The following is a 19,852-nucleotide window of genomic DNA, read 5'->3' as shown; positions in this document are numbered from 1 at the left end:
CACTGACATCTAATTTGTACTATCAACTCAAAAATTCCTAAATGAAAAAGTTTTTCACTCTTCTTGCATTTACCGGACTTCTATTCACGTCCTGTAGTGATGACGATACTGCTGTAATGACTACGCCCCCGCCAGATCCGGTAAATTATACCAGTGGATCTGCAGATTTTTCAAATTATGTTGCCGTTGGCAACTCCCTTACCGCAGGTTATTCAGATAACGCTCTCTTTATCGATGGGCAAACAGCATCTTTTCCGAATATGCTGGCTCAAAATTTTGCTTTGGCAGGAGGAGGAGCGTTTACGATTCCCTTTATGGCTGATAACCTCGGGGGAGCAACCCTGGGAGGCCAGACTATCTTACCAAATAGATTAATTCTTTCCTTTGCTACGGGTTCACCCACTCCGGTACCTGTTTCCGGACAAGGCGCAACCGAGATTAGTAATACACTTACAGGCCCATTTAACAACATGGGAGTACCCGGTGCTAAAAGTTTTCATCTGGTGGCCCCTGGGTATGGAAGCGTTGCCGGAGTACCTCTGGGGACAGCAAATCCGTATTATGCCCGTTTTGCTACCTCAGCTTCTGCGACAATTATCGGAGATGCCGCTGTACAAAATCCAACTTTTTTCACCCTATGGATAGGAAATAATGACATCCTCAGCTTTGCCACTTCCGGTGGTGATGGGGTAGATCAGGCCGGAAATCTCGATCCTACTACCTATGGGAGTAATGATCTCACCGATCCAAACGTGTTTGCAAGTGTCTATGACGGACTCCTTCAAACCCTTACGGCTAATGGAGCAGACGGGGTTGTCCTCAATATCCCAGATGTAACTTCTATCCCATATTTTACAACTGTCCCTCACGATCCACTAGATCCAACAAATCCCGCATTCGGGCCACAGATCCCCCTTTTAAATACCATTTTTGGTACTTTGAATCAGATATATACAGCCATAGGGCAGACACAGCGCATTGTAGTCTTCTCAGAGACCGAGGCGAGTCCGGTAGTAATCAGGGATGAAAGTCTACCGGATATTTCAGCCACAATCGCTGGTGCTTTACTGGCCAGTGGACCTGCCTTTGAGGCGTTTATTGCCCAGTTCGGGTTGCCGCCACAGGCTGCTCCTCTGGTAGCTAACTTATTAGGTGCCACCTACGGGCAATCGAGGCAAGCGACCCCTGAAGACCTGGTGGTCTTTCCAAGCGCTTCTATTATTGGCACAGTAAACACCGATGCCGTTCAAGCGCTGGTAGGACAAGGATTATCAACAGAATTAGCTGGGCAGTTCTCCGTAGAAGGGGTTTCCCTGCCTCTGGAGGATAAGTGGGTATTGACACCGGATGAGCAGGCTTCAGTTGCTGGAGCACTCGCTTCATACAACCAGACCATTGCCGGCCTTGCCCAGGCTTACGACTTGGCTTTTGTAGATGCCAATGCTTATCTCCAAACAGTTGCTGATGTTGGAATTCCATTAAGTGACGGAAGTACCATCACAGCTACATATGCTACAGGAGGAGGTTTTTCTTTGGATGGGGTGCACCCCTCTCCCCGAGGATACGCCCTGGTAGCTAACCTTATTGTTGAGACGATCAATGCGAAATACGGCTCTAATCTTCCGGGGGTAGATCCTTTGGATTTTACAGGATTATATCTGCAATAGAATTAAAATCATTATTTTAAGGGCACGCTAATCCTAGCGTGCCTTTTTTGTTCATTTAATTCCACTTGTATGAAACTTATTGTCAGGGTATTGCTTTCGGCTTTAGCGGTTGTGCTTCTGGCCAATCTCTTGGGCGGTGTTCAGGTCGATTCTTTTGTTACAGCCATAATTGTGGCTGTTGTGTTGAGTCTGCTCAATTTTATTGTAAAGCCCATACTGGTCATTTTTACCTTACCGGTGACTATCCTTACCTTCGGCTTATTTCTCCTGATCATCAATGCCGTGATTATCCTTTTGGCTGATCAATTGGTGTCCGGATTTAGTGTCGATAACATCTGGTGGGCCTTACTGTTTAGTTTACTGCTCTCCTTCCTGCAATCCGTATTTTTCTCTGTTTTAAAGGACTCTGAGAAATCTGCCTGACACACGGTTTACACATCCACCTAAAAACTTGTTCCACAGTGTAAAATGTACTACTTTTGCCTCCCTTTTAGGCAAGTAAATTTCTATTATACATGAACATTAGCAAGGAGCAGATCGACGACCTTAACGCAGTTGTAAAGGTTGATATTAGCAAAGAAGACTACCAGGACAAGGTAGAAAAGATCCTGAAGGATTACCGCAGACAAGCAAATATTCCCGGATTCAGGAAAGGACAGGTACCGATGGGACTGATCAAAAAGCAGTACGGACGTGCCGTATTGGTAGATGAAGTCAATAAATTATTACAGGACAATCTCAACAAGTATCTCAACGAAGAAAAGCTGGATGTTCTGGGAAACCCTTTACCGAAACAGCAGGACAGTTTTGACTGGGATAAAGAAGAATTTTCATTCGAGTTTGAGTTAGGACTGGCCCCTGAATTTGATGCCAGTCTAAAAACCAAAAAACCCGTAATTCAATATAAAATCGTTGCCGACAAGAAGATGATCGAGGAACAACTCGAACGGATTCAAAAGCAATACGGTAAACTGATCTCCAGAAAAGAAGTAGGAAAAAAGGACGAAGTAACAGGAACCTTTTTTAATGAGGCAGAGGAAATCGAACACAAGTCTACCGTGGAACTCGATAAAATAAAGAGTAAGAAGGCGCTGGATTCGCTCGTTGGTAAAAAGCCAGGAGATAAGGTCAGTCTGAAGACCAAAGGCCTGTTCAAAGAAGATTATCTGCTTTCAGGAGCTCTTGGAATTAACAAGGAAAAGGCTGATAAACTAAATATTGAGGTAGACTTCACTATTGAGGAGATCAACGAAAGACAGCCGGCCGAGTTAAATCAGGAACTCTTCGATAAGCTTTTTGGCAAGGACACCATCAAGTCTGAGAAGGAATTAAAAGAGCGCCTGAAAACGGATGCTGAAAAACAATTCGAACAACAGTCGGATCAGAAGTTACTCAACGACGTTACAGAACGATTAATTGATACGACCAAGTTTGAACTTCCTTCAGCCTTTTTGAAAAAATGGATTCAGATGACCGGCGAAAAACCCTTGTCTGAAGAAGAAGCAAACGACGAATACGAGAAGTCTGAAAAGGGATTGAGATACCAGTTGATAGAAGGTAAAATTATCAAAGATCACAACATCGAAATCACTTATGACGAATTGAAGGAATTCGCCAAAGGATTCATCAAGTCACAAATGGCTCAATACGGGCAGATGAATCCGCAGGAAGAGGAACTCGATGCCATTGCCGGAAGGGTAATGAGCAATCAGGAAGAAGTAAAGCGTCTTTCAGAACAACTGATGAGTCAGAAATTGCTTTCACTCTACAAAGAGAAGGCCAACCTGAAGGTAAAGGAAGTGACTTACGAGAATTTCGTAAAAGAAGTTTACGGCTAAGCTTATTCCACAGACAAAGGCCTGAAACAGGTATGCATACAAGGGTGTTAAGACTTTTGTAAAAATGATGACAGCTTTTTATACGCCATCAATTTTCAGCAAAAATAAGTATCTTTACAGAGCCGAATGATTACGATTCGGCTCCTTTTTTTTAAACAACGATATAGAGCTAATGGACTACGGAAAAGAATTCAAGAACTTCGCGATAAAGGATCAGGGATTAAGCAGTACGTACTACGATGAAATTCTTCAAAGTATGTACCCGGTGAATATGACCCCGAATATTATCGAGGAAAGACAACTTAACGCTATTGCCATGGACGTATTTTCACGTCTGATGATGGACAGGATTATTTTCCTGGGGACCGGGATCAGTGATCAGGTGGCCAATATAGTTCAGGCGCAGCTTTTATTTCTTGCCAGTGCAGATTCTTCAAAGGATATTCAGATTTACATTAATTCTCCCGGAGGAAGCGTTTACGCCGGTCTTGGCATCTACGATACCATGCAATTTATTAAACCCGACGTAGCGACTATTTGTACGGGGATGGCAGCCTCTATGGGTGCTGTTTTACTCTGTGCAGGAGAAAAAGGCAAGAGAAGCGGGCTAAAGCATTCACGTGTAATGATCCATCAGCCCATGTCAGGAGCGCAGGGCCAGGCAAGCGATATTGAAATAGCTGCCAAAGAAGTACTGAAGATCAAAGATGAACTCTACAATATTATCTCTGAGCATTCTGGTCAGTCTTTTGATAAAGTCTACGAGGACAGTGACAGGGATTACTGGATGAAGGCGGAAGAAGCCCTTGCCTATGGGATGATAGACGAGATATTAGAAAGGGATAAGAAATAGGCGGAAATCTTCCACTTATCCTAAAATGAGGGCCACTAGCCCATGAAATAAACCAAAACCGGAATTATTTCGTTATAATAGCCGATAGTACCTAGAAAAATGGCGAAGGAAAACTTAGAATGTTCTTTTTGCGGTAGAAAAAAGCCAGAAACGAACCTGCTTATAGCAGGGCTGGATGCCCATATCTGTGATCGATGTATCGAACAGGCCCACGGTATAGTGGCTGAAGAATCAAAACAGTCCAAGACTGATGACCTTTCTTCAGAACTTACCCTGAAAAAACCCAAGGAGATAAAAGATTTTCTGGATAGTTTTATTATAGGACAGGGCCGGACTAAAAAAGTCCTATCCGTAGCCGTTTACAACCATTATAAACGCCTTTTACAACCTAGCTCTAAGGAAGACGAAATTGAAATCCAGAAGAGCAATATCATCATGGTGGGGCAAACCGGTACAGGTAAAACCCTTATGGCACGTACTATTGCTAAAATGCTTAATGTTCCATTGGCCATTGTAGACGCAACCGTGCTTACTGAAGCCGGTTATGTTGGGGAAGATGTAGAAAGTATCCTGACCAGGCTTTTACAGGCAGCCGATTACAATCTTGAAAAAGCTGAGCGCGGAATTGTTTTTATCGATGAAATAGACAAGATCGCGCGTAAAAGTGATAACCCTTCAATTACCCGCGACGTATCCGGGGAAGGAGTTCAACAGGGCTTGCTAAAACTTCTTGAAGGCACCGTGGTAAACGTGCCACCAAAAGGGGGTAGGAAACATCCCGATCAGAAATTTATCGAAGTAAATACTGAAAACATACTTTTTGTGGCCGGTGGTGCATTCGATGGAATAGAACGCATCATTACCAAAAGGCTGAATATGCAAGCTATAGGGTATAGTGCCTCCAGAATAGAAGAGCATATCAACCAGGACAATGTACTGCAGTATATCATCCCAAAGGATTTGAAGGAGTTCGGACTTATTCCCGAGATCATCGGACGGTTACCTGTTCTCACCCATATGAATCCCCTTGACAAAAAGACCCTCAGGGCCATTCTTACTGAACCAAAGAACGCCATCATCAAGCAATATGAGAAACTCTTTGCCATGGATGGGATCAGCTTTCAGATCACAGATCAGGCACTGGACTATATTGTAGACAAGGCTATTGAATACAAGCTTGGTGCGCGTGGACTTCGCTCACTCTGTGAAGCTGTTTTTACGGATGCCATGTTTGAACTTCCCAGTAGTGAAGAAAAAGAATTTAAGGTGTCTAAACCTTATGCCGAGGAGAAACTTTCCTATGAGACCATTAAGAAGTTAAAAGCGGTCTCTTAAAGTTGAAACTTGTTGTGAATAGCCGCTTCCAAAAGAGACAAGCACACTTTTTTGATAACCATCTCGTCTGAGTATAATTCATGCCCGTATTGTGGCATGACCTCCAAAGACACGCTTTTCTTATCAGCCCAATCTGAGCTAGGAATGTCTTTATCTTTTCCCCCGAATAATAGTCTCACCGGACAATCAGGTTTTGGCGCTTCCAAAGGTAAGTCTATTGGAGATACTGCGTAAAGAGATTTCATCGGCAAGCCCTGTTGAGCTGCAAGCCAGGCAACAGTGCCACCTGCGCAGAAAGTAAGGTAGTGAGCAGGTTTAGTTTCCTTTTTCAGGAGTTGCGCTACGGCATAGTCCCTTCCTCCGTCTCTGAATGCATCATAGAGATTCTCAGCAGTGTAGACCATCGGTTCCACATCAGACAACTGTTGCGTATCGTGAAACTGAATGTCAAAATACTGTTGCAGGTATCCAAGGTAAGAAGTGATCCAAAGACCCTTCTTAGAACCCCACATATCGGATAAGATAACGAGCTTTTCTGCCATAATTTTAAGGTTGTCGGTTAAGTTAGGAGCCTCAAATTGAGTATAATCGGTGGAAATCTGTTATTTTTTTGACGTGCGTAGGTATTTTATCGATGTAGTCGCGTATAATGAAAGGTCAGGAGTAGTATTTTTCCTAATTATTCATCTTTAAAAGCTCATCCAAATAAGCCCGGTCATTGGATAATCTGGGGATTTTGTGCTGCCCACCCAGTTTATCTTTGGATTTCAACCAGTCGTAAAAAAGATTTTCACGAGCCATGTGAATTTTAGGCATTTTCAAAGTCATGTTGTTATACCGCTTCGCTTCATAATCCGAATTCAGCGATTTAAGAGCCCTATCTAAGGATTCGGTAAAGGCATTGAGTTTTTCCGGAGCCTTTCTGAATTCGATCATCCATTCATGAGCCCCTTTCTCTTTTCCTGACATAAAAATGGGTGCCACTGTATAATCTTTAATCTGTGCTCCGGTTTTCTGGCAGATCTGTTCCAAAGCCTTTTCAGCATTTTCTATGATGAGTTCCTCCCCGAAAACATTGATATGGTGTTTTGTCCTACCGGTAATCTTTATCCTGTAGGGATCTGTAGAAGTAAACCTCACCGTATCCCCTATTTTATAGCGCCACAGACCTGAATTGGTCGTGATTATTATCGCGTAATTCTTGCCGATTTCCACTTCCCACAGGGGAATGGCCTGTTGTTCTTCCGTACCGTATTGATCCATGGGAATAAACTCATAAAAGATCCCGTAATCAAGCATTAGTAAAAGATCATCGGCATTGTTCCTGTCCTGAATGGCAAAAAATCCTTCAGAGGCATTGTAAATTTCATAATACTTGAATCGCTTTCCCGGCAATAATTTGGCGTACTGCTCCCGGTATGGGTTAAAACTCACTCCGCCGTGAAAATACACTTCCAGATTCTCCCAAATCTCAAAAAGATGTTCTTTCCCAGTCTCTTCCAGGACATTATTTAGTAAAACAAGCATCCATGAAGGAACCCCCGCCAGACTGGTCACATTTTCCTGGATACTCTCCTGAATGATGGCATTCATCTTTGTTTCCCATTCACTCATCAGGGATACCTTATTGCTGGGAGTACTGCTCAATTCGGCCCAAAAGGGCATATTATCAATCAATATCGCTGAGAGGTCGCCAAAGAAAGTCCCATTATCTTCATAGAGCTCCTTGCTACCTCCAAGGCGCAAGCTTTTACCTGTAAATAGTTGTGAGTCCTCATTGTTATTCAAATAGAGACAGAGCAGATCTTTACCCGATTTGTAATGACAGTCTTCCAGGGCTTCTGTACTCACCGGAATAAATTTACTCTTGGAGTTGGTAGTTCCGCTACTCTTAGCAAACCATTTTATGGTTGTGGGCCAGAAAATGTTTTGCTCCCCTCTCCTGCTTCTCTCAATAAAAGGCTCGGCCTCTTCATAAGAAACTATGGGCACACGATCCCTAAAAGTCTTATAGTTTTCAATTGAGTTAAAATCGTATTTCTTCCCGAACTCTGTATCCTCGGCAATCTCCAGCAATTGTTCCAGTACCTCCTGCTGTACCTCAGCAGGATATTTTAGGAAGAGTTCAATTTGGTGATACCGCTTTTTAAGCAGCCAAGAAGCTATGGAGTTAAATAATGGAATTGGCATTTTTCGGTATCTTTGGCTTGCTAAAAATAGGGAAGAAAGGTAGCAAAATTTACCGGATATTCTACAAACAGACTTATATGCAATTCGAAGGGGTTTTAAGGAAAATGAAAACAGAAATGGGAAGTCCCATTCAATATTATTTACTGTTTAACAATGACTTCCTCAATGTAAACCAAGTACTCAATAAGGAGTTGCACATTGCCTTTCTAAAGTACCAATGCCTCAATTGCGGCCTTGAGCGACCTATTTTCAGGCAGGGATTTTGCCGGAATTGTTTTTACGAAATTCCATCCGCAGGGGATTGGATCATGCACCCCGAACTCAGTACTGCTCATCTTGGGAAAGAGGACCGGGATCTGGACTACGAAAAAAAAGTACAATTGCAACCGCATATCGTCTATCTGGCTAACTCTAGCAATGTTAAGGTTGGGGTGACCCGGAAATCACAAGTACCCACCCGGTGGATAGACCAGGGAGCACACGAGGCAATAGAGATTGTGGAAGTACCAAACAGATATCTCGCTGGAATAACGGAAGTCGCATTAAAAGAACACGTAGCGGATAAAACCAATTGGAGGAAGATGTTAACCAATAAAGTAGACGACGAAGACCTAGTAGCTTGGCGGAACCAGTTACGTCAATATATACCTGAGGAGGCAGCGTCTTATTTTATCGAGAGCAACAAAGAAACCGAAATGGAATTTCCTGTTCTTCGTTATCCGGAAAAAGTAAAAAGCCTCAATCTGGAAAAAACCCCTGAATACCGTGGAAAATTAATGGGCATTAAGGGGCAATATTTTCTATTTGAAGATAATACAGTCTTCAACATCAGGGGAAGTGAAGGCTATTATGTTTCCCTAAATATTATTTAATCGTATCCCTGGAAGATGATACCGAATCTTTTTTCTTTTTCTTCAATAAACCTCCAAGAACTGATTTTGCGGCATCTTTCACGGAGGTATTAGGCGAGTTAGCCGCTGTAGAATCCTTCTTTACTGAATCCTTTTTTGTAGAACCTGCATTGAGAATATTCCCCAGGGTTTTCTTTACTTCTTCGCTTGTACTGCCTTGCGTAGCTGTAGTGTCCTTATTATTCTTTCCGCCCAGCAGGCCGTCTAGCAGGGTGGAGGCTTTTTCTTTACCCTTATTGAGGAGTTTTTGTTTCTGCACTTCCACCAGGCTGGCCGTGAGAGTTTTTACTCCTGAGGTCAGATCAGTTTTAACCTGTGGGTTGCTGTAAACCCCATCTATACTCACACCAACAGGCACAGTAAGGTTTTGCAAACTATTGTCGTCTATTTTAGCGATCAGATTGTTCACCTCAGCACCCAGATACCTGGCAGGAACATCGAGCGTTGCCGTATAGTTTAATCTTTTGTCGAAACTGTGGCTTCCCTTTACCGTTATCGCTATATCCTGGTAATTAAAGGTCATTGGTTTTACTGAAACTATTCCATTATCAAACGAAAGTGCTGTTTTGATTCCATTCAGATTCAGTTTTTCCAAATCAATAAATTGAAGCTGAGAGGCCATGGCGTTTAGCACATTAGCCTTTTCAGACTTGATTTTTGTTTCGAGGATCTCTGCAAGAACGTTCCCGGTAATACTCTCGAGCATAGGGGTGAATTCCGGACTGAGATCTCCCGAAATGGAAATTTTGGAATTCAGTTTCCCCTGGAGCGCTGAAGCAATCGGCGCCAGAGTTTTTAACAACTCAAGGTTGCTAAAAGCTTCTGCCAGCAGAAATTGATCTGCGCCTAATTTCATATCAAAAGTGGGTGTTTTTGATTTGGTAGAAACCAGACCATCTAAAGTTAATCTTCCGTTGAAAAGAGAAGAAGAAAAATTATTTAAAGAAGCTGTTTGATCCTTGATCCTCAACGTTCCTTCCACATTTCTTAAGACCAGATTATCATAGAGCACGGTTTGCGCTTTAGCTATGATAGTACAATTGAGGAACGATGGTATTTTGATGGAGGGCTGATCCTGTTTCTCGTTCAATTCCTCTTTACCTATTTCCTCCTCAACCATAAAATCATTCAGGGAGAAGGTATTGGAAACCAGGTTAAAATTACCTTCAATCTCCTCTTTATTAAACATAAATCCAAGCAGGTTCGAAAGGGTCCCCGTTACGTTGAAATCGGTTTTACCCATATTTCCCTGCATTCGATTCAGAGTAATTCGCTCCGGCTTAAAATCGAGGGCGACGGTGCTGAACTGCACCGGGGCAGTTAATTCGTCATTGTTGTATTTAAATCCCTCAACACTTAACTGACCTGAAGATCGGGTTTTTGCATACTGTTTCTTTTCAATTGAGGCCATGTCAAACGCGGTGATCACATTGGCCTTCAGCAATCCTTCCAAATCTTGTTCTGCGGCGTAAGGATAAGCCTTGGCAAGATTGGCCAGGTTCATATTGGCATCGATTTTCGCACTAACCCTGGTGTTGCCACTCAACTCTGATAATTTTGCTTCCATTGCAAAACGATCCTGATCGATGTTAAAAGAAGCCTTGTTTATATTGATGAAAGTATCATCTGCCAGGCCCGTTTCATTGACTATCTCAGTAGCGATTACAATATTCTCAACCGCCTTGGGCAGGTCCGGATATTTAAACGATGCCTTATCAGAACGGATGTTCACCCTGAATTGAGGTATGTAAGTATCATCCATTTTCCCTTTGATTTTACCTTCTACAATAAAATCTCCTGAGGTTGAAACTCCGGCGATGTCTTTGGAATATTTTTCAGGAAAGAGGGCTAAGAAATTTTTAAAATCTGATGAAGGAGTCTCAAAATTGATGTCCAATTCATTGTACTCATCATCAATCCTGACAAAACCATCAAAGACCAGGGGTAATTGATTGATCAGGCCTTTATTTTCTAAAAAAGTATAAGTACTGGTTTCAAGATCTATTCCCAACAAGGCTTCAAGAGAAACTTTTTGATTTGTTAAGTATTCAGTTCCATCAAGACCCAAACTAAGCAGGGCCTCTGAACTAGTTTGCAGCTTGGACTCCTTTAACGACAGATCCCCTGATCCGCTGTGTTGTAAGTCGTTAACCTTAAGGTATAATCCTGAGGACAAATCTTGGTAGATCAACCTGGAATCACTTATGCTGTACTCCTGAAGATCCAGAGTGAAATCTCCCTGATCTGAGGCCATTTCTCCCTGTTTATCCTCTTCTTTGGCGATGTCGTAATTAGGCCGTTCCTCTTCGTCGAATTTGATGTTAATCAGGGCATTATTAAGGTATAATTCTTTCAGCTGAATGGGCTCTGAGGCGCCTTTGAAAAGTTCAAAAACAGAAAGGGTCAGGCCAATTTCTCCGGCCTTAAAAAGTGTATCCCCCTCAAAAGGTGCGGCGGTGCGTAATACAGCATCGCTGATTTGCAGTTCTGCATTTGGAAAACTCCGGAGAAGGCTCAGATCTGCATCCGTGAAATCGAAGGAGCCCGTGATACTGCTGTTTACCTTATTTTTAATGATTGTTCCTATTTTTCCCTCAAGGAAAATGGGCAGTATAATGATCACCCCAAGAAGGACGATAACAATGCCTGCCAATATTTTGACAAATTTTTTCTTCATGAACTCGTAATTATAAATGAAAGACGGATGATTAAATATCCAATTCGATTTCTTCCCCTATTTCTAAATTAAATCGCTTTCTGAAAATATATACGAAAAAATAGAGGAAAGGGGTGTCGATCAGTGCAATAAATACCTTAAAAAGAAAGCCACTGATTACAAGGCCAGTAAACACGGACCACGGCAGCACGCCAAAGACACAAAGTAATCCTACAACCGTGAAGGTATCGATGAACTGTGACAGGAAAGTGGAAAAATTATTCCTGACCCATAAGTACCTCCCCTCGGTAATGCGTTTCCAAAAATGATAAATGGCAATATCGACGTACTGAGCACAAAGGTATGCAATCATCGATGCCAGAACCGCTACAGGAGATAGGGCAAAAACCTGCCTAAAAGTCTCATCCCCAATTGGAGATTCGGGAATTGCAGGCGCTATTTCGGCCAACAGAATAATACCCATGGAAAAAAAGGATGCAAAAATCCCCGCTGTCACAATCTGATTGGCCTTTTTCCTCCCGTAAACCTCAGAAATAAGGTCAGTTATAAGAAAGGTGATAGGATAAGGTAAAATCCCTACAGAAATTTCAAAAAGTGAAGCTCCGTATACAGTTACATCTCCAAATGGATTCCAGTAAAAGAATTTCTGAAATATTAAATTGGAGACGACGAGAGAAGTAATAAAAAGGGCTCCCAGGTACAAATAGATCTTGTACGCAACTTTCCTGTCCTTTATCGTCATGATCCTACTTAATGGTTATGCTGAAAGGCATCCGGGCCTGAACACCTCGCTGCTGTGTGATTCTTTGAACTTCTTTGTATAGACTGAAGGCCTCAGGCCCCAGTTCACTCTTGATCACATCTTCCTTTACCTTTGTTTTTGCTCCTGAAAGATCTTCCATGAGCATCTCGAAGTTTGACTTGTATCGGGGATATCTGCGGATACTGAAGGAAGTGATTTCGGCCAGCTCCGCCGCCTCATCAAGGGCGTCTTCGAGTCCTCCCAATTGATCGACCAGGCCTATTTTTAATGCCTCCGATCCACTCCAGACCCTTCCCTGTGCAAGGCTATCTGCCCTTTCCATAGAAATATTCCGGCCCTCAGCTACCCTGCTTAGGAAGGTTTGGTAAGTGGCCTCAATACTTTCTGAGACCACACCTCTAAACTGAGGGGTCATAGGTTCAAACAAGGAATATTCCGTAGAATTCCTGTTAGTTTCTACCTGTTCGGCATTAATTCCGATATCTTCAGCTAATTCACTGATGTTAGGGACAGTACCGAACACACCAATAGAACCCGTGATGGTAGTGGGTTCAGCAAGTATTTTATCTGCTCCGGCTGCGATGTAGTATCCTCCGGAAGCTGCCACGTCACCCATAGAAACCACTACAGGTTTTTCCTTTTTGGTAAGCTCAACTTCCCTCCAGATCACATCTGAAGTAAGGGCACTACCTCCGGGAGAGTTAACGCGCAACACTACGGCTTTTACTTTATCATCTTTTCGAGCACGAATGAGTGCCCTGTTGATCAGACCTTGTCCGATGTAATTAGGGCCGCCTTCGCCGTAAAGTATTTCCCCTTGGGCGTAGATCACCGCTATTCGATCACTGCCTTTGTAAATTGATTTTTTCCTGGCCTCTTTCAGATAATCAGAAAGTTCAACGTAGTTGATCGCCTCGTCGTCAGATTCACCCATAACCCGTCTCAATCGGGTCTCATATTGATCCCAATAAATCGCTCCGTCTATGAGTCCCGATCTTTTTGCCAACTCAGGAGTCCGCGCTCCCAGGGAATCAGCTATTGCGTTGAGATCACCAATGCTCAAATTCCGTGATGCAGAAATATCTTCAATCATACTTCCCCATAAGGACTCAAGCAATTCTTTGATTTGAGTACGATTTTCGGTGCTCATTTCGTTTTGGAGGAAAGGCTCAACGGCGCTTTTGTATTTCCCATGCCTGATCACCTCCATTTTTACTCCCGATTTTTCCTGCAAATCCTTAAAAAACAATACTTCGGCCGACAGGCCTCTGAAATCGAGATTTCCAACGGGGTTGAGAAATACGCTGTCTGCAACACTGGCCAGAAAGTAATCTTTTTGCATCAGCAGATCGGCGTAAGCGTAGACAAATTTGCCCGACTCTCTGAAATCGTGAAGGGCATCACGGATGGCTTTTACCTGTGACCATCCTGCCATAACAAACTGACTATTGATACTTATACCTTCAATTTTGTCATCGTTCTTTGCCACTTCAATGGCGTGTAAAATATCATCGAGGCCTACTGCTTCCTCAAAAAGGCCCGCAAACGGATCTGCTTCATTGCTTCCGGTATAATCATTTATTGGATCCTCCAACCTGAGTTCAAGGACAGAATTGCGTTTTATAACCACTCCTTCTTCCACATTAGCAAGGCTGACAAAGATGAGGAACATAAAGAACAATATCCCCATGGCGATCAGGGTTCCCAGAATAGCAGCCAAAAGATTTCGTAAAAAATTCATATATAAAGTTTAATAGCGTCAAAGATAGTGAAAGTGCATATCTCCCTGAATCTGTGCATCATATTTTAAGGAAATAAAGAAATAGTTTTCCCCAATGAATACATCAGGCATGCTTAGCTGACTTCCCACAAATAACAGCCTTCATATTTACTGCCAAATTTCCATTTCTTTTTCATTAATTTGCCAATCTATGGCTGCCTTTTATAAGACGTATTTATCCCTTGGAAGTAACAAGGGAAATCGAATTTATTTCCTTCAGAAAGGGCTTTTCCTCTTGCAAGAAAAGGTGGGAATCATTAAGAAGATTTCCCCGGTATACGAATCGCCCTCCTGGGGATTCGAAGCAGACGATTTCTTGAATCTATGCATTGAGCTTGATACCCTGCTAGAACCGGATAAGATGCTCGATCAACTGCTACAAATAGAACGAGAACTGGGCAGAAAGCGTTCTTCAGAAGGGGGGTATCAGTCGAGACAGCTCGATATTGATCTCTTGTATTACGACCAAGTGGTGGCAGGAAACAAAAGCCTGACAATTCCCCACCCGGGAATCCCAAACCGCCGATTTGTCCTACGGCCCCTGGCAGATATAGCTCCACAGTTATACCACCCTGTACTTGCGAAAGACACGAGAAACCTGCTGCAAGCCTGCAGAGATAAGTCGGAACTACGAAAAACAAAGGTCCGTTTATATTCCCATTGGGAAGAGTTATTTGCAGCTCTTAATTTTGTCACTATCGAGGGAAATATCGGAGCTGGCAAAACTACTCTCGCCCAGAAAATATCCGAGGATTACAAGGCTAAACTGGTATTGGAGCGCTTCGCGGACAATCCTTTTTTACCGAAATTCTATGAGGACCAGGCTCGCTATGCCTTCCCACTGGAAATGTCCTTTATGGCCGATCGTTACCAGCAATTCACTGAGGATACTACCCAATTTGACCTCTTCAAGAAATTTATGGTCAGTGATTACGATGTGTATAAAAGTCTGATTTTTGCCAAGATCACGCTGCAACCCGATGAATACCTTCTGTATCGGAAAGTCTTTGGTCTGATGTACCGGGAAGTGCGCAAGCCCAACCTATATATTTATTTGTACCAAACTACGGAAAGACTATTGGATAACATCAGGAAAAGGGGAAGGACCTATGAACAGCAGATTGAGCCCGACTATCTGGAGAAGATCAATAAAGGATATTTTGATTTTATTAAGAGCTATCCAGAACAGAAGACATTGATCCTGGATGTGAGTTCTATCGACTTTGTTCACAGTGCTGATGATTATCACTATGTACTTGATCGCATTTTGGATTTTACCACAGGGGCAATGGAATTGTAATACAATTATTGATTCGTCTTTAATTTTGTCCAGAAATCCCAAACCACTACCCCTGCGCTAACTGCTATGTTTAATGAGTGTTTGGTTCCCAACTGTGGGATTTCCAGAACTCCGTGACAGGAACTGACCACTTCCTGCGAGACCCCTTTAACTTCGTTGCCAAAAACAAAAACATAAGGCTTGTCTGATTCAGGTATAAAGGTATGTAGTTGTTCAGCGCCCTCTGCTTGTTCCACGGCCAGACAATGATGCGTTTTTTTAAGTTGGTGGATCAGGGCAAGGCTGTCCTTTTGATATTCCCAGGCAACGCTTTCTGTGGCTCCCAAAGCTGTTTTTCTAATATCCTTATGGGGAGGTGTCGCGGTAAAGCCACATAGGTATATTTTTTCTAAAAGAAAGGCATCTGCGGTCCTGAAAACCGAACCGATATTATGCAGGCTCCTGATATTTTCCAAAACGAGAATCAAGGGGGTTTTTGAAGCCTCTTTAAAAGCTTTGACATCGAGGCGATTTAATTCCTTATTTAAGAGTTTTCGAGCCATAACTTGGGTTAGATTTCAATGGGGTTGAAGTTATCCCTAGATATCAACAACTTTTTAAATTCCAGGAGCAATTCGGTAACTTCGTTTTCTGGCGCTAAGATAGGTCGAACTCACTAATTTTATTAAGTCTCAATGAAAAAACCGAAGAAGGTAACCCCTTTGATGAAGCAGTACAACACCATCAAGACCAAGTATCCTGATGCCCTGTTGTTGTTTCGCGTAGGGGATTTTTATGAGACTTTTGGGGAGGATGCGGTAAAGGCCTCGAGAATTTTGGGGATCATTCTCACCCAAAGGAATAACGGAGGGGACCGAACAGAACTTGCAGGTTTTCCCCATCATTCACTGAATACCTACTTACCTAAATTGGTTAAAGCAGGGCAGCGAGTCGCAATTTGTGATCAGCTGGAAGACCCTAAGCAAACCAAGACCATTGTAAAAAGAGGAGTTACAGAATTGGTTACTCCCGGGGTAGCTTTGAATGACGACATCCTTTCCTCAAAAAGCAATAACTTTCTCTGTGCTTTGCACTTTGGTGCAGAAAAATTCGGAATAGCACTTACAGATATTTCCACAGGAGAATTCCTCACCGCAGAAGGCAATTTAGAAGAAATTGATACCCTTTTACAGCATTTTGGCCCAACAGAAGTATTGATTTCAAAAAAGCACAAAACCGATTTCAAAGAATCATTTGGAACAAGTTACCACAGCTTTTACCTCGAAGACTGGGTTTTTCAGGAAGATTACGCCAGAGAGTCGCTTCACGCTCATTTTAAAACGGCATCCCTAAAGGGATTTGGTGTCGCTAATCTCACTCGTGGAATTATAGCTGCCGGAGCTGTACTTCACTATCTTTCAGAAACAGAGCACAAGCGATTACAACATATCAATAAGTTGGTGCGCATTGGAAACGATGACCATGTCTGGATGGATCGTTTTACCATCCGAAACCTCGAACTCTACCACTCCCCTCATCCGGAGGCGGTAACCCTGCTCGATGTAATAGACAAGACGAAATCCCCAATGGGCGGGCGTCTACTCAAACGTTGGTTGGCCTTCCCGTTGAAGGACCTTGAAAAGATAAGAGAGCGGCACAGGGCTATCGGTTATTTTACTGCTGAAGAAAAATTGATGCATGAGCTGCAAACAGGTCTTAAAAAAATAGGAGACCTTGAACGGTTGGTTGCTAAAATTGCCACAGGAAAGATAAATCCCAGGGAAACGGTACAACTCAAGAATTCACTGGAGGCTATCGTTCCGATCAAACAAACGATTTCTGCTACGGGTAATAAAGCGGTGGATAGTCTGGGAGAGGCCATAGACAGTTGTGAAGAGTTGAGAAACAGGATAAAGGAGGTCCTGCATGAAGAAGCTCCGGTAAATGTTCAGAAAGGAACTACTATTGCACCCGGGTTTTCACAAGAATTAGATGAGCTCCGCGGGCTTGCTACTTCCGGAAAGGAGTACCTGGATCAAATGCTGGCCAGGGAAACTGAGCGAACCGGAATAACGAGTTTAAAGATTGCTTCCAATAACGTATTTGGCTATTATATTGAGGTTAGAAATACCCATAAGGATAAGGTGCCGGAGGAATGGATCCGCAAACAGACACTGATTAATGCCGAGCGTTATATCACAGAAGAATTAAAGGAATACGAAGCAAAGATCCTGGGAGCAGAAGAGCGAATCCTCGATTTGGAACAGCAATTGTTTTCACAACTCATCTTGTGGTTGCAGGCGTATATCTCGCCTATTCAGAATACGGCTCAGGCGATTGCAAGCCTCGATTGTCTCTGCGGTTTTGCAGAGCTCGCTGCTGAGCATCAGTACGTGGAGCCCACTATAAATGATTCCACGGAACTCAATATCACCAAGGGCAGGCACCCTGTAATTGAAAAGCAGCTTCGTCCCGGAGAATCCTATATCCCAAATGATGTTATCCTGAACAGGGAAACCCAACAAATCATTATGATTACAGGGCCAAACATGAGTGGTAAATCGGCCATCTTAAGACAGACAGCTTTGATAGTCTTGCTCGCCCAAATAGGGAGTTATGTCCCTGCAGAGGCAGCTACTATTGGCCTGGTAGACAAGATTTTTACCAGGGTTGGGGCTAGTGACAATATTTCCTTAGGCGAATCGACCTTCATGGTTGAGATGAATGAAACGGCAAGCATTCTCAACAACCTCTCTGAGCGCAGTCTCGTATTATTGGATGAGATTGGCCGGGGTACCAGCACCTATGACGGAATATCCATCGCCTGGGCAATTTCTGAATACTTGCACGAACATCCCAGCAGAGCCAAGACCCTTTTTGCCACTCATTATCACGAGCTCAATGAGATGGCCACCACTTTTGAACGCATCAAAAATTACAACGTTACGGTGAAGGAACTGAAAGACAGGGTCCTCTTCCTAAGGACACTTAGTCCCGGAGGTAGTGCACATAGTTTCGGAATCCATGTGGCAAAGATGGCAGGAATGCCCCAACAGGTGCTTAACCGGGCAAATAAAGTATTGAAGAAACTGGAGCAGAGTCACAGCAGTGAGGAACTTACCGGGAAACTGCAGGCTGCAGCCTCTGAGATGCAATTGAGCTTTTTTCATCTCGATGATCCGCTGTTGGAAGAAATCAAGGAAGAGATCCTCACCCTGGATATCAATACCCTTACTCCGGTAGAAGCCCTAATGAAGCTCAATGAGATAAAGCGATTACTCACCAAGAACAAGAAGGCCTCATCTTAGGGAAACCCTGAGAATTCAACTCCTCTTTTTAAACGAAAGTTCTTTGGATTTTACAGAATTGTATTAAATTTGCGTCCGCGTCTTTTGGGGCGCTTCGTTCATATAAAAAGCGAAAATAGCTTCCCGATAGTTATCGGGAGTAGAGCGCCAGACGAACAAAAATTTAGTTTACGCTCGGAAGGTATTTTCAAAACGCGAAAATAGCTCAGTTGGTAGAGCGCCACCTTGCCAAGGTGGAGGTCGCGGGTTCGAATCCCGTTTTTCGCTCTCTGATAGCTCCACGTGCTGCCCGTGATTTGGCAGCCACTACCTAAGTATTTAGGCTCGAGTGGTGATCCCGATAGCTATCGGGAGGTAGACACGTTACAATCGTAATATGTTTATTAATCATCGAGATTGAATGTTTGCTCGAGTGGTGGAATTGGTAGACACGTTGGACTTAAAATCCAATGGCCATTATGGCCGTGCGGGTTCAAGTCCCGCCTCGAGTACAGATGCAAGAAAAAGCCAGCGCAATGCGCTGGTTTTTTGGTTTCAGGAAGCTGAGCCAAGCTTGCTTGAGTGAAAGCGGATGAAACTAAAAATCCGTATGCAATACGGGCTTTTTCTTGTTCAAAATGTTCGGGCGTGACTCACGAAGTCCGCCAGGTCGAGTAATTCCCGCCATTCCTAAGTTATTCTCAATCTTTTTCCCTGATTACGAGAATAAAAAGCGGCATAAAATGCCGGCTTTTTCTTGTTCAAAATGTTCGGGTGGGGAGTCGCGAGGCCAAGGGCCAAGCAAATCCCGACGCTTTACCTCTCATCATTTTGTCTTGATACAAAATGATGCAAAAAATCAAGAAGGATTTTAGGAAATTTTTGGCTTAGGCCAAAACCGCAGCTGCCGCTTATCGTTCCATGCTCTCTTTCGCTAATGCGAAACGCACTTCCACTTGCGGCACTGCTATTTCTGGAAATCCTTCGTTTGTCTTTACTCGAATAATAACGCACACAAAATGTTCGGGCGTGACTCACGAAGTCCGCCAGGTCGAGTAATTCCCGCCATTCCTAAGTTATTCTTAATCTTTTTCCCTGATTACGAGAATAAAAAAGCGGCATACAATGCAGGTTTTTTCTTGTTCAAAATGTTCGGGTGGGGACTCGCGAGGCCAAGGGCCAAGCAAATCCCGACGCTTTACCTCTCATCATTTTGTCTTGATACAAAATGATGCAAAAAATCAAGAAGGATTTTAGGAAATTTTTGGCTTA

14 protein-coding genes and 2 tRNA genes are annotated in these 19,852 nt (G+C 43.2%); 10 read left to right on the top strand and 6 right to left on the bottom strand.

Going from position 1 to position 19,852, the window contains the following annotated elements:
• Positions 1–41: 41 nt before the first annotated feature.
• The 5 genes from EQY75_RS01600 (at position 42) to clpX (ending at position 5,693) form a co-directional block, all read left to right on the top strand.
• A complete protein-coding gene (locus EQY75_RS01600; RefSeq protein WP_129602270.1) occupies positions 42–1,667 on the top strand; it encodes an SGNH/GDSL hydrolase family protein in 1,626 nt (541 codons plus the stop codon).
• Between the two features lie 69 nt (positions 1,668–1,736).
• A complete protein-coding gene (locus tag EQY75_RS01595) occupies positions 1,737–2,090 on the top strand; it encodes a phage holin family protein (protein WP_129602268.1) in 354 nt (117 codons plus the stop codon).
• 92 nt (positions 2,091–2,182) lie between these two features.
• Positions 2,183–3,505: a trigger factor gene (gene tig / locus EQY75_RS01590; RefSeq protein ID WP_129602266.1), complete on the top strand. Its 1,323-nt coding sequence runs from the start codon at positions 2,183–2,185 to the stop codon at positions 3,503–3,505.
• 172 nt (positions 3,506–3,677) lie between these two features.
• Positions 3,678–4,358 (top strand): ATP-dependent Clp endopeptidase proteolytic subunit ClpP, encoded by a 681-nt coding sequence (gene clpP / locus EQY75_RS01585; protein WP_129602264.1) that lies wholly within the window; start codon positions 3,678–3,680, stop codon positions 4,356–4,358.
• A 99-nt stretch (positions 4,359–4,457) separates the two neighbouring features.
• Positions 4,458–5,693, top strand: a complete 1,236-nt coding sequence (clpX, locus tag EQY75_RS01580; RefSeq protein WP_129602261.1) for an ATP-dependent Clp protease ATP-binding subunit ClpX — start codon at positions 4,458–4,460, stop codon at positions 5,691–5,693.
• On the opposite strand, the gene EQY75_RS01575 is transcribed toward clpX, so the two are convergent.
• Both EQY75_RS01575 and EQY75_RS01570 read right to left on the bottom strand, forming a co-directional pair.
• Positions 5,690–6,235 carry a dienelactone hydrolase family protein gene (locus EQY75_RS01575; protein ID WP_129602259.1) on the bottom strand — a complete coding sequence of 182 codons (546 nt, stop codon included), beginning with the start codon at positions 6,233–6,235 and terminating at the stop codon, positions 5,690–5,692. The genes clpX and EQY75_RS01575 overlap by 4 nt on opposite strands.
• Positions 6,236–6,368: 133 nt before the next feature.
• A complete protein-coding gene (locus EQY75_RS01570; protein ID WP_129602257.1) occupies positions 6,369–7,883 on the bottom strand; it encodes a GH3 auxin-responsive promoter family protein in 1,515 nt (504 codons plus the stop codon).
• Positions 7,884–7,960: 77 nt separating this feature from the next.
• Here EQY75_RS01570 and EQY75_RS01565 point away from each other — a divergent pair, with 77 nt between their 5' ends.
• On the top strand, positions 7,961–8,755 hold the full coding sequence (locus tag EQY75_RS01565; protein ID WP_174719402.1) for a DUF2797 domain-containing protein: 795 nt from the start codon (positions 7,961–7,963) through the stop codon (positions 8,753–8,755).
• On the opposite strand, the gene EQY75_RS01560 is transcribed toward EQY75_RS01565, so the two are convergent.
• The 3 genes from EQY75_RS01560 to sppA are packed head-to-tail and all read right to left on the bottom strand — an operon-like array spanning position 8,748 to position 13,975.
• Positions 8,748–11,471, bottom strand: a complete 2,724-nt coding sequence (locus EQY75_RS01560; protein WP_129602253.1) for an AsmA family protein — start codon at positions 11,469–11,471, stop codon at positions 8,748–8,750. The genes EQY75_RS01565 and EQY75_RS01560 overlap by 8 nt on opposite strands.
• 31 nt (positions 11,472–11,502) lie before the next feature.
• The gene (locus EQY75_RS01555) at positions 11,503–12,213 is read right to left on the bottom strand and encodes a queuosine precursor transporter (protein ID WP_129602251.1); all 711 of its coding nucleotides are present in this window, start codon (positions 12,211–12,213) and stop codon (positions 11,503–11,505) included.
• Between the two features lie 4 nt (positions 12,214–12,217).
• Positions 12,218–13,975: a signal peptide peptidase SppA gene (gene sppA, locus EQY75_RS01550; protein ID WP_129602249.1), complete on the bottom strand. Its 1,758-nt coding sequence runs from the start codon at positions 13,973–13,975 to the stop codon at positions 12,218–12,220.
• Between the two features lie 190 nt (positions 13,976–14,165).
• Here sppA and folK point away from each other — a divergent pair, with 190 nt between their 5' ends.
• Positions 14,166–15,314 carry a 2-amino-4-hydroxy-6-hydroxymethyldihydropteridine diphosphokinase gene (gene folK, locus EQY75_RS01545; protein WP_129602247.1) on the top strand — a complete coding sequence of 383 codons (1,149 nt, stop codon included), beginning with the start codon at positions 14,166–14,168 and terminating at the stop codon, positions 15,312–15,314.
• Between the two features lie 5 nt (positions 15,315–15,319).
• Here the strand turns inward: folK and EQY75_RS01540 are convergent, their stop codons facing one another.
• Positions 15,320–15,856 carry an RNA methyltransferase gene (locus EQY75_RS01540; RefSeq protein WP_129602245.1) on the bottom strand — a complete coding sequence of 179 codons (537 nt, stop codon included), beginning with the start codon at positions 15,854–15,856 and terminating at the stop codon, positions 15,320–15,322.
• A gap of 132 nt (positions 15,857–15,988) precedes the next feature.
• Between EQY75_RS01540 and mutS the strand changes: the two genes are divergently transcribed.
• From mutS to EQY75_RS01525, 3 genes are all read left to right on the top strand, one after another.
• A complete protein-coding gene (mutS, locus tag EQY75_RS01535) occupies positions 15,989–18,601 on the top strand; it encodes a DNA mismatch repair protein MutS (protein WP_217349965.1) in 2,613 nt (870 codons plus the stop codon).
• Between the two features lie 194 nt (positions 18,602–18,795).
• Positions 18,796–18,868: transfer RNA gene (locus tag EQY75_RS01530), tRNA-Gly, on the top strand.
• 139 nt (positions 18,869–19,007) lie between these two features.
• A tRNA-Leu gene (locus tag EQY75_RS01525) sits at positions 19,008–19,092 on the top strand.
• The last annotated feature ends 760 nt before the right edge of the window (positions 19,093–19,852 follow it).

The organism is Muriicola soli (assembly GCF_004139715.1).
GTDB classification, from domain to species: Bacteria; Bacteroidota; Bacteroidia; order Flavobacteriales; family Flavobacteriaceae; genus Muriicola; species Muriicola soli.
Note: the sequence above shows the minus strand (reverse complement) of the source record. Positions and strands in the feature narration are given on the sequence as shown.